We start from the raw sequence: 15,303 nt of genomic DNA on the forward strand, positions 1-15,303 counted from the left end.
GAAAAGCGGGATGCGGGATTTTGCACGGTTGCTTTTCCCATTCCAAACATTGTATTCCGCAGGTTCTGTATCATTCAAACAAGAATTACTCTGGAGACTGTCTCTATGTTCGTAACTCCCGCATATGCACAGACAACGGGCATCGGTGGTGCGCCGGAAATGCTGATGAGCATCCTGCCATTCATCCTGATTTTCGTGATCATGTACTTCCTGATCATCCGTCCGCAGCGCACGCAGATGAAGAAGCGCGAAGAGCAGCTGAAGAACATCCGCCGCGGTGACACCATCATCACCGGTGGTGGTTTCGTTGCCAAGGTGACGAAAGTGTTCGAAGATACTGGCGAACTCGAAGTCGAAATCGGCGAGGGCGTCAAGGCTCGCGTTATCCGCGCATTGGTGTCGGATGTACGCGTCAAAGGCGAACCGGTTGCCGATAACAAGAAATAAGTCATAGTGACGGGGCGGCATCAGGCCGCCCTGTTGATTCTTGAGGTCGCGACTGCATGCTCTATTTTAGCCGCTGGAAGACACTTCTCATCTGGGCCGTTGTTCTTGTAGGCGTGATCCTGGCTCTGCCAAATCTGTTTACCCCCATCCAACTGGCGAACCTGCCAAATTGGCTTCCGAAAAAACAGCTCGCACTGGGGCTTGATCTTGAGGGCGGCTCGCGCATCCGGCTGCAGGTCGATAAGGACAAGCTGGCGCAGACTGACGCGACAATCGAGGTGATGAACCGCCGCCTCGGCGAACTTGGCTATACCAATCCCAATGTGGAAAGCCAGAGAAATGGCCGTGTTCTTGTTGAAGTATCGGGTCTTTATGACTCGCAATTGCTCAAGGACATTCTAAGCCTCACAGGGCAATTGAGCTTCCGGATGATCGATACATCGGTGCCGGTGCAGCAGGCCATTGACGGCACGCCGCCCGCAGGCTCGGATGTTGTCTATTCCTTTGATGATCCGCCCGTCGCCTATCTCGTCAAGAAAGAGCCTATCGTCACCAATGCGAATTTCGTTGGCGCACAGGCGGGTGTCGATACGGCGACCCAGCAACCGGTTATCACGTTCCAGCTTGATAGTGCCGGTGCGGAGCGCTTCTCCAAGGCAACGAAGGAAAATATCGGAAACTCATTCGCCATTGTTCTCGATGATCAGGTGTTGTCGGCACCGGTTATCAGCGAGGCCATTCCGGGTAATACCGGCCAAATTGCCGGTAATTTCGATCTGTCCGGTGCCAGCAACCTTGCTATCGTGATGCGCGCCGGAGCATTGCCTGCGCCTGTTACTGTTATTGAAGAGCGGTCTGTTGGCACCGATCTTGGTGCGGCAGCCGTTTCGGCTGGCAAGATTGCGGCGCTTATCGGTGCTGGCCTTGTTATCCTCTTCATGCTGTTGACCTATGGCCTGCTTGGCGTGATTGCCAGCATAGCGTTGATCGTGAACATCATTCTGATTCTGGCGTTTTTGACCATTGTTGGCGTCCCCCTCAGTCTCGCGGGCGTGGCTGGTATTGTTCTGACCATCGGCATGGCGGTTGACTCAAACGTCCTCATCTATGAGCGTATCCGCGAGGATCGGCGCGCAGGCTTTTCGGTCATTCAGGCGATTGATTCCGGGTTTGCCCGGGCGCAGGCGACGATTGTCGATGCCAACGTCACCACCTTGATCGCGGCTCTGGTGCTTTTCATTCTGGGTACCGGGCCCGTGCATGGCTTTGCCGTGACAGTCACTGTCGGCATCATTACCACGCTGTTCACTACCTTTACCCTCACACGCTGGATGGTTTCGGCATGGGTGCAGTGGTCAAAGCCGAAGGAAGTGCCCCGCGCAGCGTTGAAGCTCGTTCCTTACAACACGAAAATCCCGTTCATGCGCCTGCGCGGCCTGACGCTTGGTTTCTCGGCATTATCAACAGTGGCGGTCATCGTCCTGTTCTTTGTTATCGGCATGAATTTCGGCATCGATTTCAAGGGCGGAACGATGGTTGAGATCGCCTCCAGTGAGGGCCCGATCGATCTGGATGATGTGTACAGCCGGCTTGATGACCTCAATATTGGCGATGTGAAGATCGAACCGTTCAAATCGGATGACCGCGCGCTGATTACTGTTGGCAGTCAGGGCGAGGGCGAGAATGCCGAACAGACCGTCGGCGTTAAAATCCGCGGTGAACTTGATCAGGATTATGAATTCCGCCGCGTCGATGTGATAGGGCCGACTGTATCAAGCGAACTGGCCAAAGCCGGTGGGCTGGCCGTTGCGCTTTCGCTTGCTGCAATCCTTGCCTATGTCTGGTTCCGTTTCGAATGGCATTTTGCGCTTGGCGCGATCATTGCGACGATCCACGATGTCGTGCTGCTGCTCGGCATGTTCATCATCTTCCAGATGGAGTTCAATCTCTGGAGTATTGCGGCCCTGCTGGCCATTGTTGGCTATTCGCTCAATGATACGGTTGTCATTTACGACCGCGTCCGGGAAAATCTGCGGCGGCATGGCAATGGTGTTTCCCTGTCTGCGGTGCTTGATGCCTCGATCAATCAGACCTTGTCACGTACCATCCTGACATCGCTGGCTACCTTCCTGGCACTGATCGTACTTTATGCTTATGGCGGCGATGATGTACGCGCCTTTGCACTTACCATTGCTGTTGGTATCGTGGTTGCGACCTATTCGTCGATCTTCGTCGCAGGCCCGTTGCTGATGCTGTTTGGCCTCAAGGGGCGGGATGTTGTCGAGGATGGCCGCCGGGCCGATGTCGGAGAATAGGACTGTGGTCAAAGGCATTGAAATCCGGGATGCGCATTTTCCGGGCCGCGCGCCGATAGATGCCTATGGCAATGGCGGGTTCCGGTTCGCCGATATGTCGCATCGCGGATCAATCCTATGTCTACCATCCGGCATTCACGGCTGGACGCCGAAGATTGAGACTGCTCTTACGGCCGACGATTTGGCGCTTGTACTGGAACAGTCCGCCGATATCGAGATTTTGCTGGTGGGTATGGGTACTGAATTGCGCCGCTTGCCACAGGCGCTGCGGGACGTTCTGCGCGAACATCGCATTTCCTCTGATCCGATGAGCACCGGTGCAGCTGTACGCACCTATAATGTTCTGCTGGCGGAAGACCGCGCCGTTGCTGCGGCATTGATTGCCGTAGATTAATTTAGCACTTGTCTGTATCTCAGCCCGATGAACGCAAATGAATCCCATTGTCTGCAATTGCTGCGGGATGCCGATCCGGACCGCTATCTTTCCGTGCTTTATGCGCCGGAAGAGAAACGGGGTGCCTTGGCTGCGCTCTATGGATTCAATGTGGAGATCGCGCGTATCCGTGATCTGATCCACGATCCACTGCCCGGTGAAGTGCGATTGCAGTGGTGGCGCGATCTGATCAACGGCACCGAGCATGGCGAAGTGGTCGGCAATCCTGTTGCAGCGGCTTTGCTGGAAGCAATCAAGACGTATAATCTGCCACGCGCCGCCTTCGATAATTATTGCGAAGCGCGTATTTTCGACCTCTATGACGATCCCATGCCCAGCCGCAATGATCTTGAGGGTTATTGCGGTGAGACGGCCTCGGCACTGATCCAACTGGCGTCTCTGGTACTGGATGCGGAAAAGGCACCAGCCCAGGCAGATATTGCAGGACATGCAGGCGTTGCGCAGGCCGTAACCGGACTGTTGCGGCTATTGCCGCTGCACCGGCGACGCGGCCAGACTTACATTCCGGCAGATATATTGGCAGCCGTCGGTTGCAGCGCAGAGATGTTGCTCGAAGGTACGGATAAGGCCGCAATCAAACGCGCTATCGATGCAATGATTGCACTGGCTGAGGATCACCTTGGCAAGTATGAAGCCGCGGCAAAATCACTGCCAGCAACATTGCGCGCTGCCTATCTGCCCGTTGGTCTCACCAGAATGTACCTGAAAAAACTCAAGGCGAGCGGGTTTGATGTGGCGAATGAGACGCCGGTTGTTTCGCCGCTGCGCCGCCAGTGGACTATGCTCCGGGCATCGATGCGCTCTGCTTGAGCGGTGTACTGTTCTGCCAGTTTTTACCCCCCTCTGCCCTGTCGGGCATCTCCCCCACAAGGGGGGAGATCAGCCTTCAATGCCGCCTTCGCACAATTTGCAACTCTTCCGGTTATTTATGGGAAAGCGTTACTGTCAATGTGATCTCCCCCCTTGTGGGGGAGATGTCCGACAGGACAGAGGGGGGTGAATGCTGGGCGAAATATCGCGCGTGGTTCGTGGTTCGACATAACAACCATGAGGGAGAGTGAGGATGCAACGCTAATCGCAGAGATTGCAGATCAAAAGGATTGCAGCGCAAAGGTTGCAGAACTTGACTCCCTTTCATCCACAGTCTCCCTCATGGTTGTTATGTCGAACCACGAACCATGAACCACAGGCTCTACAACACCATTGCTGAAAGCTTACTCGGCAGCCTCAGCTATCGCAGGTAAACCCAGCCAAGTCCGGCAATCCGCTAGCGCACGCGCGCTCATGGCGCGTTTCTTGGCATTGGTTTTTTCCTTGCCACGCAGGCGCTTGCCCTCAGATTTTGGCGCTTCAATCGGTGGGAACAGACCGAAATTGACATTCATCGGCTGGAACGAGCGCTTGCCCGGTTCCTCATCGCTGACAATGTGGCCACCGGTAATGTGACTGAGCAGCGCACCAAAAGCTGTGGTGACAGGCGGCGGCGTCAAACTCTGTCCCAGCCACTCGGCGGCAGCAAAACGCCCGGCAAGCAGGCCGATGGCTGCGGATTCCACATAGCCTTCACAACCCGTAATCTGACCGGCAAAGCGCAGGCCGGGACGTGATTTCAGCTGCAGCGTCGGGTCAAGCAGGATCGGCGAATTCAGATAGGTATTGCGATGCAGACCACCCAAACGCGCAAACTCTGCGTTCTCAAGGCCGGGGATCATCCGGAAAATCTCGGTCTGTGCGCCATATTTCAGCTTCGTCTGGAAGCCGACCATATTGTAGAGCGTACCAAGCGCATTGTCCTGCCGGAGCTGTACGACGGCATAGGCCTTGACGGTTGGGTTATGCTCATTGGTCAGGCCCATCGGCTTCATGGGACCGTGACGCAGGGTTTCAACGCCGCGTTCCGCCATGACCTCGATTGGCAGGCAGCCATCGAAATAGGGTGTGCCTTCCCATTGCTTGAACTCAGTCTTGTCGCCGCCGATCAGCGCCTGCACGAAGGCTTCATACTGCTCCTTGGTCATGGGGCAGTTGATATAATCCTTGCCGGTGCCGCCGGGGCCAACCTTGTCGTAGCGTGACTGGAACCAGCAGGTGTTCATGTCAATGCTGTCAAAATGGACGATCGGCGCAATGGCATCGAAAAAGGCGAGGGCATCCGCACCTGTCTGCTTGCCGATGGCTTCCGCAAGCGAAGGGGCAGTCAGCGGGCCGGTCGCGATGATGACCTTATCCCATTCTGCGGGCGGGAGGCCGGTGATCTCTTCACGCTCGATGGTGATGAGCGGGTGGGCTTCAAGCTTGGCCGTGACGGCTTGAGCGAAGCCATCACGGTCGACAGCGAGCGCGCCGCCAGCCGGAACCTGATGGGAATCCGCCGATGCCATGATCAGCGAATTGGCGAGGCGCATTTCCGCGTGCAGGACGCCGACGGCGTTGGTTTCGGCATCATCGGAGCGGAAAGAGTTGGAACAGACAAGTTCAGCCAGATCCTGCGTCTTGTGCGCATCTGTGCCGCGAACGGGGCGCATTTCGTGGATGACGACGGGAATGCCTGCTTCGGCCAGTTGCCATGCAGCTTCGGAACCGGCGAGACCGCCGCCAATAATATGTACGGGTGTGTTTGACATAGCACCCCAATAAACCGTTTGGCGTCATGCTTCAATGGTGCAAAAGCCGCCACAGCTTGTCCGTGGCGGCTTTTAAAGGGTCAGGCGCTCGCCTTATCAAGTTCGGCAATATCGCTTGCGTCAAGTTTCAGCGCCGCGGCCTTGATCAAGCTTTCCAGCTGCTGCAGCGATGTGGCACTGGAAATAGGGGCTGTTACGCCATCGCGGGCTATGATCCACGCGATGGCCACCTCGGCCTGCTTGGCACCATGCCTGGCGGCAACCGCATCCAGCGCATCAAGAATGCGATACCCGCGCGGATTGAGATAATCCTTGACGCCGCTACCGCGTTGACTCTGTGCCAGATCAGCTTCGCTGCGGTATTTGCCCGAGAGAAAGCCGCGCGCGAGCGCGAAATAGCTGATGACGCCGATCTCTTCGGCAATGCACAGATCCCGCAGCTTGCCATCAAAGCTGGCCCGACCATAGAGATTATATTCCGGTTGCAGAACGTCATAACGGGGGAGGCCATTCGTCTTGGCCACATCAAGCGCCGCACGCAGCTGGTTCGCATCGAGATTCGAGCCGCCGATGGATTTGATCTTGCCTGCTTTCAAGAGCGTGTCATAGGCAGACAGTGTTTCCTCATAGGGCGTTTCCGGATCGGGCCAATGGGAGAGATATACATCGATGCTGTCCACTTGCAGCCGTTTCAATGATGCTTCAACTGCCTTGGCGATATAGGCAGGGGAAAGATCCTTCTTGCCCTGACCCATGTCACCGCCGACCTTGGTGATGACAACCACCTTATCGCGTGCGTTGCGGGACTTGATCCACTCACCAATGATCGTTTCTGATTCACCGCCGGTGTTTCCCGGAACCCAGCGTGAGTAAACATCAGCCGTATCGATTGCATTAAGGCCCGCATCCACGAAGCGGTCGAGCAGATCGAAGGAGGTCTTCTTGTCGGCGGTCCAGCCGAAAACATTGCCGCCAAATACCAATGGAGCAATGGAAAGGCCGGTGCGGCCAAGGGGGCGTTTTTGCATGATTGATCTCCGGGGGAGGATGGTTGAGGATTGCGAGTGTAGGCAGGTTCACCGTGCGTTTCCACCCGCAACCACGATGACGGTAACCAAATCAAGCGGTTGTGATAGGTTTTGACTATGGCCGTTGATACAATGGGCACATGAAAACATCAGGCTTAGGGTTTTATCTTTCGCTGGTTCTGTTTACGGCGCTGTCGGTTTGGACAGGTTCTGCCGCTGCGCAAAGCTTCCGTGTCTGCCATGGCTATGGTTGTTACTTCCAAACGCCGGTGACGTTGACATCAGGCGATCGCAGCCGGATTGCCGCCATTATGGCAAGTGGACGCAAATCAGCCGAAGCGGAGCGCGCTGCCATACGGCGCGCCGTGCAGGTGTTTGAGCTTCGCTCGACACAGGTGATTGGCGTGGCGGACCGACCAAAGATGGAATTTGGCGAAGCACGGCAGAAAGGTCAGATGGATTGCGTGGATGAATCCACCAATACGGATCATTTCCTGCGCTATCTGCAAAGCGCCGACCTGCTCCGGCACCACAGTGTCAGCAGTCGTGAATCGCGCGGAAGCTTCATCGATGGCCGCTATCCGCATTTTGCAGCGGTGCTGCGCGACAAGTCAGGAACGCTCTGGGCCGTTGACTCCTGGTATGAGCCAGCGGGCGGAAAACCTGACGTTATGCGTTTGGCTGAGTGGGAGGAGCGGGGTTTCAATAGCCAGAGGTAGGCCTGAAACAACAACACCCACCGCGGGAGGAGGTGCGGTGGGTGCCGTTTGGTAAAGGCCGACTGGGAGGAGGAGTGCCGGCCTTTGATCGCGGAGGCTCTGGGAGGAGGATGAGCCTCGGCGATATTCTGTTATGCGATTAGCGTACTGCAGACTTCTTGGCTACGAACGGGATGTCCGAGCGGGAGATGCCCAGATCGTTCAGTTCGCGGGTCGACAGACGGTTCAGCTCGGAAACCGTGTCACGATAACGGCGCCAGTTGCTGTAAGAGCGGATAAGGTTCATTTCATTCACCATTCGGTTCAAATTGTTTCGTTGATCAGTCTTGATCGTTGAACTGAAGATAGTGGATGCCTTGCCGAATGTGCAGAGCCAAGTTTGCACGCCAGCTATGCGTATGTTGCATTGCATCATTAATCGATTTTAATTGCTGCGCCGCACAATTGTCATCTTCATGGCTTTTTGCCCGAATCCGGCTGCAATTGCGTTTTCAATGAGGCTGTCGTTATTAGTGACACATCTCGAATCGGGAGCAGAAAGCATGATAATCGGCTTCACCCTGTGCAAACACATTGCGCGGTGGCAGCGGGACGGGCTGATTGATGAAGCCACGGCAGAACGCTTGCGCAAGGATATTGCCGGGCATGGTGTCAGCTTTGGCCTTGGCAATGTTCTGGCCATTCTCGGTGCTATTCTGCTTGGCGCTGCGCTTCTGTCCCTGATTGCTGCCAATTGGGAGGCCATGCCAAGGCTTGTTCGCGTTGGGTTGATCTTCGCTGTTCTCTGGTGCGGTTATCTTGGCGGCGCATGGCGGGCGAGCAGGGGTGACAAGGTTTTCAGCGAAGCGCTCTATCTGATCGCCGCGATAGGTTTCGGCGCCGGTATCGCGTTTGTCGGTCAAATGTATCATCTATCGGGTGATATGGCCTCTGCTGCCCTGTGGTGGACTGGCGGAACGGTTATTGCTGGCCTGTTGTTGCGATCACCGACACTTGTCTCAACCAGCATTGTCATTGCCGGTATCTATCTTGCAGCAAGCGTAGAGCCGGATAATACATCACGTTTGACCTATGTCTGGCTCGTACCAGTCTTTTCTGTCATGGCGGCAGGCCTGATCTGGTACGTGAAAGCTGACGTGGCGCGGCATTTTCTGGCGGTTTTGCTGCTTGTCTTTGTCTGTGTGGTTCATTTCGATCTGGATGCCAGCACCATCCTGTGGCTGGCACTTGCTACAGGACTTGGCTTGTTTCTGGCTGATGCATTGCGCTCGCCGGTTCTGGATGATCTGACTGGATGGAGTATAGGTCTTGGTGCCTATGGCTTTCTGGCTGCCCATATGGTGCTGATGATTTTCCAGTTTGATGATCATGGGTTTGGCCGGACGCGTGAGGTGACAATAGGTTTTGCCATTCTGGCGCTCGCGATTGCCGGTTTGGCCCTGTCGGGGCACCGCAATCTTGCCATCAGGTGGAGCGCCTATGCGATTTTCTGTGTTGAGGTTCTTTATCTTGCCTTCGAAACAATCGGCACGATGATTGGAACAGCCGGCTTTTTCCTCACCGTCGGTGTGCTGGTCCTGCTGCTTGCGGTCTTTGTTATCCGCATGGAGCGCCGCCTTCAGAAAAAGAGTCTGCTGAAGAGTGTAGCGCCATGAAAATAAATCGCTTTTTGATTGCAGGGATTGTCGTCGCACTGCTGCAGTCGGGTGTACTTTACGCCATGGTGGAAAAACATGCGATGGTTCTTCGCCATGGCACAATGATCACCTTGGCAACGGAACCGGTTGATCCACGCGACCTTTTGCGGGGCGAATATGTGCGGCTCGGCTATGGCATTTCATCCGTTGGAACAGACAAAGTGACCGGCAACAAGCCCGAGACAACAGGGCTCATCGATATCTATGTCACGGTCAAGGAAGGTGCGGACGGGCGGTGGAATTTCGCCAGCGCTTCCTGGCAGAAGCGTACGGACATTGCTGCCGGTGACGTTCAATTGCACGGACGGACGCTCAATCATTCCTACGCGGTCACAAACGACGTGTATGCGGTCCAGTACGGCGTTGAGCGCTATTACCTTCCTGAAGGTTGGGGGCAAACTGTTGAGAAGATGCAAGGCGAACACGCTCTTGATGCTGTGATCGCGGTGTCGAAGGCAGGCGACGCCCAGATCAGTGCGCTCAAATATAATGGGCGTCTGCTCTATCGGGAGCCCGCATATTGAAAAACCAGCGCTCTAACGGCTGATAACCGGCCAAAATATTGGAAATTTCTTGAAACTGTGGTGCGGATATACGGTATCTAAATGTATCGTGAGCTGTTGTACTATCTATAAAATCACGTTTAATGACTTTCTGATGACAATAGACCAATGCTGTGTATAAAAATCTATGTCCTTGCCCGACAGATTTGCTTTTTGACAGTATAGTTCTTGGCAAAAACTGCGCATGCGTTTAACGTTCATACCATCAAAGAATGGGGTGGCGCATGGAATTTGACTTCACCGATGCAGGCCTGATCCAGGCGGACCGTATTCTTCGCATCTCGACATCGCTCGGGGTGGACGTTCTTCTTGCCGAGAAGGTTGATATCAGGGAAGAGGTCAACGGCCTTTTCGAAATCCATGTCGATGTTAAATCCAAGCGTGTAGATATCAAGCCGGAAGAGCTTGTCGGCACGATGGCCGATGTTTCCCTTGAGATTGCTTATGGACAGCGCCGCCCGTGGAACGGGCTAATATCGGGGTTTCGGGAAGGCCCGCCCGTCTCGCGTGGTTTGCGATCCTATCGTCTCGTTATCCGCCCGCAATTGTGGCTGCTGTCGCAGCGCTCGGATTGCCGTATCTGGATGGATATGACTACGCTGCAGATTGTCGAAACCCTTTTGTCCGAGCATGGCATCAAAGCAGCTGTGACGGGTGGTGTGATCAAGCCACCGGAACCAATCCATTATTCAGTTCAATGGAATGAGACGGACCTTGCCTATCTCACAAGGCGTTTGGAATATGACGGGCTGTTCTACTGGTTCGAACATGAAGACGGTCAGCATACGCTCCATGTCGCGAGCCATCCCTTTGGCTACACGGAAGGCCCGGAAACCAATGTAAGGTTTGCCGCTGGTTCAACCGACCGCAACCATATCAATGAATTTACCAGAGATTACCAGTTCACCCCGGGAAAGCGCGCCGGAGGTGACTGGAACTTTGAAAAACCGCAGGGACCGCAAGGCGCGATGACACCCTCGCTCGTGTCTCTGCCGAAGAATGCAGAATATGAACTGTTTCATTACCCCGCCAAAGCACTTGATCAGTCTTCAAATGATCAGGCATCAAAACTGCGTATGCAGGCGGTCGAAGCGGATCATGAAAAGATCGAGGGCAGTTCAACGGTCAGAACCCTTGCGGCTGGCCGAAAGTTCAAACCCTATGAAGTCGCCCATGCCGACCACGTGTTTGAAGAATATGTGGTCACGGCTATTGTTCACCATATTGTCGATCATTCCTACGAGACGGTGGAAGACGGCACGCTCGACTACTCAAACAGTTTCATTGCCCTTCCTTCGAGGCTTCCAGTAACACCGCACCGGACAACACCGCAGCCGCGTATAGATGGCTCGCAGGTTGCCATCGTCGCAGGACCGCCGGGTGAAGAAATCCATCCGGATGAATATGGACGCATCAAGGTGTGGTTCCCGTGGCAGCGCAAACGCGCCAAGAAGGACGGTTTCGACACCTGCTGGATCCGCGTGATGCAATCCTGGGCGGGCGGTGGTTTCGGCTCGCAGGTCATTCCGCGCATTGGCATGGAAGTGATGGTTACCTATCTCGAAGGCGATCCTGATAGACCCGTCGTGACAGGCATCGTGCCTAATCCGAGCACGAAAGTGCCGTATACATTGCCAGCTAACAAGACAAAAAGCACGTTCAGAACCAATACGCACAAAGGCGATGGCTTCAATGAACTGAGCTTTGAAGATGAGAACGGTCAGGAAGAAATTTATATGCATGCCCAACGGGACAATCGCGTTCACGTGGGCAACAGCCGCTCCAAGCGTGTTGACAATAATCAGGCCGAAAGCATTGGTCACAACAAGACGATCGAAGTTGGCAACAACCATCACGAGGTGATCGGCGGCAATATGACATTGATGGTTGGCCCGAATATCCTGCAGAAGGGTGTAGTGGCCGCAATGCAGGTTCTGCGCTCCAAGGCCCGCGATCTGCTGTCATCCAATCTTGGTGCATTCACTGATAAGCTGGGTTTTCTCTCCGACGCCACCATGGGCGAGGGGAATCTCGTTATCGGGGTGGGCAAAAACAAGGCTGAGACGGTGATGGTTAGTTCGACGGAAGTCGTGGGTGCAGGCAAGGCAACCACGGTGGGCGGTGGCTATCAACTGGTCGTCGGCGGCGTTCACAACCAGTCCATCGGTATCGGGGCCTTTGAAGAGGTTGGCCACAATAAGTCTACCGTGGTGGGTAAGCTTTACGAAGTGCGCGTCGGCAAATCGAAGCTTCTCATGTCTGAAAAAGGCATCATCCATATCTCGGGCGTGAAGATTACCTTGGAGGCTGAAGACGAGATTCATTTGAAGGCCAAGCGTATTCAACAGAACTAACACAGGAGTGGGTGGTGACGCAGTTTGTTGAAGGCGACTGGTTTGGTAAATCACAAATCAGAAAGAGCGTGCGTGATGAAGTCCGGGAGGCGTTCTGGGCTGAGGTGGGCTCCCTTCCGCACTATGAACAAAACGCTGTGGAAGCCGCCCCGCAGTCGCAACGCGTGCCTATCGTCAGGCTGTTGCAGGTGACGCGTGATGGGCTTGAAGACGGCGACCATAAGGCTTTTCTGGTTGTAATAGCTGGCGCCCTCCGGTCGACGGGGCTGGGTATCGGCGCGATGGGCCCTGTTGCACAAAATATCGAGGACATGACCAAATTCCACACTAGGGTGCTAGAGCACTTCTTTACGCATCCCTATAAGCTCGAAGGGCCGCGAGACGGCGAGTTCAAGTTCGACTGATGCGCCAGCCAGGATTCCCGCAGATTGTTTATCAGCAGGCCGACAGCGGCGGTGGCGTGGCATCTCTCGCGCAGCGTGCCAACCGCATTATTCGTGGCTCGCAAAACATGGACCTGCCGGTGGAGCAATTTCTCCTCAACGTCCAGACTGATCTGGGCGATCACGTCTACCAAAAGCTGATGGGTTATGCTGCAACAGTGCATATGTTGGGTCTGCTTGCGGGGGCTGTCGGCACGCCTGCCGAGCAAAAAAAGGTTCGCGACCAGCTAGCTGCCGCAATCGACGCCTACCTGAAGACGATCAAAGTCGATAAGGCCGACGAGGGTGTCTATTTCGAAACAGCGGGTGGCGGTATGGACGGCGGTGGCGGCATGGCCCTGGCTTGGCTGCTGTCCAAGTGGTTCGGTATGGAGGGAACGCAAAAGCAAATTGAGCGGGCTGGAAGGGTGAACCATCAGGTCAACCAGGCCATGAGTCAAATGGTGACTGATTTCATTGCCTCACTCTGGAATGATTTCAAGAAAACGTGGGAGGAGTTCTGGAAGAATCTTGATGAGAAGGGATTGTTGTTCGCAGTCCATAAATTGCAAATCGATGCCACATTCCTGGCAGCTGAAATTGGAATAACTATTGCCATTTCTGTCGTGACGGAAGGAGCGGCGGCGTTGGCATTGGGCGCGCTGAGAATCGTCGGTGAACGCATCGGCGCTACAGTAACCCGAGTTGTGGTGAAGGGCGTTGCCCGAGCTGCCGAAAAAACTGCAATGAAATCTGGAATTCTGTTTGCAGAGAAGATCGCGGACGGCCAGATCGACAAAAAGATTATCAAGGAGGTGTTCGACGAGGACAAACTTGGCGTTGGCTCGAAGCGCTCAGATGTCGCACGACGTGCGGAGGAACAGGCGCGGCCGGTGGAAAAACCCTCCGGAAGTGGTGGCGACTCTCCTCCGGCACAGGCACAACAACCATCGGCAATACCTATACGCCCTACACGATCCAATGAAGAGTTGTTGCGGAAATATGGGGGGAACGTTCCATCAGCTGGTAATGGTGGTGAATTTACCAAGTGGTGGAACGACCTTACTCCAGATGAGCTAGATAACCTGTGGGCCGATAAGAAGTTACGTGACAAAATTGAGGACCGCGTTCGATACCCTGGCGACAATCATGAGTGGCTTATGACAGGCATGGGACCAAAGCTGAAAAGGCTCGGTTTCAGTATGGACGAAATCAAGGCCATGACCACCCCAACCAAGGAAGCTACTGGCCCACACGGTGCAAAACCAGACCTTCGCTGGCGGCATACCACGGATGAAGGTAAGACCGGGGAAGGGTCTGGAGCGATGCATCGCGCTCTAAGAAAGGAAATAGAGGACGCCACATCACGGAACGATCTTCTTCAGCGTCTTGGACGATTTGGAAATTCATGGCTCGATGGTGGCGTTAATGGCTTCCCTCCCTCCTTGAGAGATGCAATAAATCGCGTACCGTCTCAATAAAGATTAGAAAAAATGGCAACACTGAAAGATTGGAAGAACGAGCTTGCGGGTCGTAGTGACCTTGATAAATCTGAATATATGGATTTTATCCCTCGTGATGGAAATGACTCGTTCTTGAAAGAAGCGTTTATTGATCTTCCACGTGGATATACGCTTATTTCGCGGATAAAAAAACTTTTTGAAGAAAATGATAATTCAGGTCTTTATGTTACCCCAAAAAAAGAAAATTTTTTGCCTAAGAATGCACTGCTGGAAATGATGCATTCTTACTGTGATAATGTACATAATTTCTTTAATATTAAAAGAATGAGAGAGTTGTCTCTGGAGGCAATACCTAATAATATTGAAGTTGTTTATAGTAAAAATGAATTTTCAGAAAGAATTATTTCAGGAAATAATTCAGAGATAGAAACAGTAATTGGTGATGAATTTATCGATTTGATGTATGAGGTTGGAGACTACATGTCTCCATTAAAAGAATCCGTAATATTTCTTACGAAAAATTCGGCAGTAACTAGGTATTTGCTCGAAGATGTGGTCGGGTTTCCGTTAAAGCACGAGCCATATTATGAGTTATGGAAAGGTGGTGGTGATGTATTCTTCTTTAAAGACCACGTTTTAATGCTTTGCAGGCATGAATAACCACAGGTGCTCCAGACCACAGAATGGTGTGCAAGGTTGAGGCATTTGAAGCCAACCCTTTGTCGTATAGACAGATGTAACGGATGGAACTTTTAATCAAGATATAGTTCTTTGGAAACTTCTAGATGCGAAGATTCCGAATATCATATCTCAAAATTCGCGGTCCAAAAGATGCGTCGACGTGATGCATGTACCACAAAGAGTAATGCAAACATGCAGCTTGACGTGTCCGAGTATCCGGGAAAGATTTGAAAAAGCTAGAATGTAGTCGATTTCGACAGGAACGGTATGAGGATCAGCTCCATGAATAACATTCCTGCACGTGACAATTTCGCTGAGAGCTTGGAATTACCACAAGATGCTTGGTCTAAACTGTTAAAGCTTGCCCAGTTGATAGAATTCAATGAAGGTCGTGGTGAACTTGTCGTTCGTAATGGCAAGGCACGAATTGTATTGCGCGAGGACGGAACCATACGCATTGAGGGTACGTGTGTAGTGCAAAAGGCAACGCAGAATATTGCGCTTGAAGCCGCCTATATCGAGCTGAATTAAGCACC

Annotated in this window: 15 protein-coding genes; 12 read left to right on the plus strand and 3 right to left on the minus strand. The window is 53.5% G+C overall.

The genetic code is table 11. The annotated features are described in order from the left end of the window. Window positions 1-105: 105 nt before the first annotated feature. The 4 genes from yajC to FHW17_RS16100 are packed head-to-tail and all read left to right on the plus strand — an operon-like array spanning window position 106 to window position 4,026. Entirely contained in the window at window positions 106-447 is a 342-nt protein-coding gene (yajC, locus tag FHW17_RS16085; RefSeq protein ID WP_112524814.1) for a preprotein translocase subunit YajC, read from the plus strand. 56 nt (window positions 448-503) lie between these two features. Next, the gene (gene secD / locus FHW17_RS16090; RefSeq protein ID WP_113096220.1) at window positions 504-2,762 is read left to right on the plus strand and encodes a protein translocase subunit SecD; all 2,259 of its coding nucleotides are present in this window, start codon (window positions 504-506) and stop codon (window positions 2,760-2,762) included. A 4-nt stretch (window positions 2,763-2,766) separates the two neighbouring features. Further along, window positions 2,767-3,156 carry an Mth938-like domain-containing protein gene (locus tag FHW17_RS16095; protein WP_112524818.1) on the plus strand — a complete coding sequence of 130 codons (390 nt, stop codon included), beginning with the start codon at window positions 2,767-2,769 and terminating at the stop codon, window positions 3,154-3,156. Window positions 3,157-3,183: 27 nt separating this feature from the next. After that, a complete protein-coding gene (locus FHW17_RS16100; RefSeq protein ID WP_182510316.1) occupies window positions 3,184-4,026 on the plus strand; it encodes a phytoene/squalene synthase family protein in 843 nt (280 codons plus the stop codon). A gap of 404 nt (window positions 4,027-4,430) precedes the next feature. Here FHW17_RS16100 and trmFO read toward each other — a convergent pair whose 3' ends face one another. Then, complete coding sequence (gene trmFO, locus FHW17_RS16105) at window positions 4,431-5,840, minus strand: methylenetetrahydrofolate--tRNA-(uracil(54)-C(5))-methyltransferase (FADH(2)-oxidizing) TrmFO (RefSeq protein WP_182510317.1); 1,410 nt, start codon at window positions 5,838-5,840, stop codon at window positions 4,431-4,433. An 80-nt stretch (window positions 5,841-5,920) separates the two neighbouring features. Continuing rightward, complete coding sequence (locus FHW17_RS16110; RefSeq protein WP_182510318.1) at window positions 5,921-6,868, minus strand: aldo/keto reductase; 948 nt, start codon at window positions 6,866-6,868, stop codon at window positions 5,921-5,923. Window positions 6,869-7,008: 140 nt separating this feature from the next. Here FHW17_RS16110 and FHW17_RS16115 point away from each other — a divergent pair, with 140 nt between their 5' ends. Beyond that, the gene (locus tag FHW17_RS16115) at window positions 7,009-7,587 is read left to right on the plus strand and encodes a hypothetical protein (RefSeq protein ID WP_182510319.1); all 579 of its coding nucleotides are present in this window, start codon (window positions 7,009-7,011) and stop codon (window positions 7,585-7,587) included. A 139-nt stretch (window positions 7,588-7,726) separates the two neighbouring features. Here FHW17_RS16115 and FHW17_RS16120 read toward each other — a convergent pair whose 3' ends face one another. Beyond that, window positions 7,727-7,873, minus strand: coding sequence for a DUF1127 domain-containing protein (locus tag FHW17_RS16120; protein WP_091878374.1), 147 nt, complete (start codon window positions 7,871-7,873; stop codon window positions 7,727-7,729). Between the two features lie 256 nt (window positions 7,874-8,129). On the opposite strand from FHW17_RS16120, the gene FHW17_RS16125 reads away from it, so the two are divergent. The 7 genes from FHW17_RS16125 to FHW17_RS16155 all read left to right on the plus strand — a co-directional run bounded on the left by FHW17_RS16125 (window position 8,130) and on the right by FHW17_RS16155 (window position 15,298). Continuing rightward, a complete protein-coding gene (locus FHW17_RS16125) occupies window positions 8,130-9,242 on the plus strand; it encodes a DUF2157 domain-containing protein (RefSeq protein WP_182510320.1) in 1,113 nt (370 codons plus the stop codon). Further along, window positions 9,239-9,808, plus strand: a complete 570-nt coding sequence (locus tag FHW17_RS16130) for a GDYXXLXY domain-containing protein (RefSeq protein ID WP_182510321.1) — start codon at window positions 9,239-9,241, stop codon at window positions 9,806-9,808. The genes FHW17_RS16125 and FHW17_RS16130 overlap by 4 nt, the downstream gene beginning before the upstream one ends. A 263-nt stretch (window positions 9,809-10,071) precedes the next feature. After that, window positions 10,072-12,201, plus strand: a complete 2,130-nt coding sequence (gene tssI, locus FHW17_RS16135) for a type VI secretion system tip protein TssI/VgrG (RefSeq protein ID WP_112524830.1) — start codon at window positions 10,072-10,074, stop codon at window positions 12,199-12,201. A 14-nt stretch (window positions 12,202-12,215) separates the two neighbouring features. After that, window positions 12,216-12,605, plus strand: coding sequence for a hypothetical protein (locus FHW17_RS16140; RefSeq protein WP_112524832.1), 390 nt, complete (start codon window positions 12,216-12,218; stop codon window positions 12,603-12,605). Further along, window positions 12,605-14,104 (plus strand): hypothetical protein, encoded by a 1,500-nt coding sequence (locus FHW17_RS16145; protein WP_112524834.1) that lies wholly within the window; start codon window positions 12,605-12,607, stop codon window positions 14,102-14,104. Before FHW17_RS16140 ends, FHW17_RS16145 begins: the two co-directional genes overlap by 1 nt. A 12-nt stretch (window positions 14,105-14,116) precedes the next feature. Then, window positions 14,117-14,746 (plus strand): hypothetical protein, encoded by a 630-nt coding sequence (locus FHW17_RS16150; RefSeq protein WP_112524836.1) that lies wholly within the window; start codon window positions 14,117-14,119, stop codon window positions 14,744-14,746. A 303-nt stretch (window positions 14,747-15,049) separates the two neighbouring features. Then, window positions 15,050-15,298: a hypothetical protein gene (locus tag FHW17_RS16155; protein ID WP_162700312.1), complete on the plus strand. Its 249-nt coding sequence runs from the start codon at window positions 15,050-15,052 to the stop codon at window positions 15,296-15,298. Window positions 15,299-15,303: the final 5 nt, after the last annotated feature.

Origin of the sequence: Phyllobacterium sp. P30BS-XVII (assembly GCF_014138335.1) — a bacterium.
Taxonomy (GTDB): domain Bacteria; phylum Pseudomonadota; class Alphaproteobacteria; order Rhizobiales; family Rhizobiaceae; genus Phyllobacterium; species Phyllobacterium meliloti.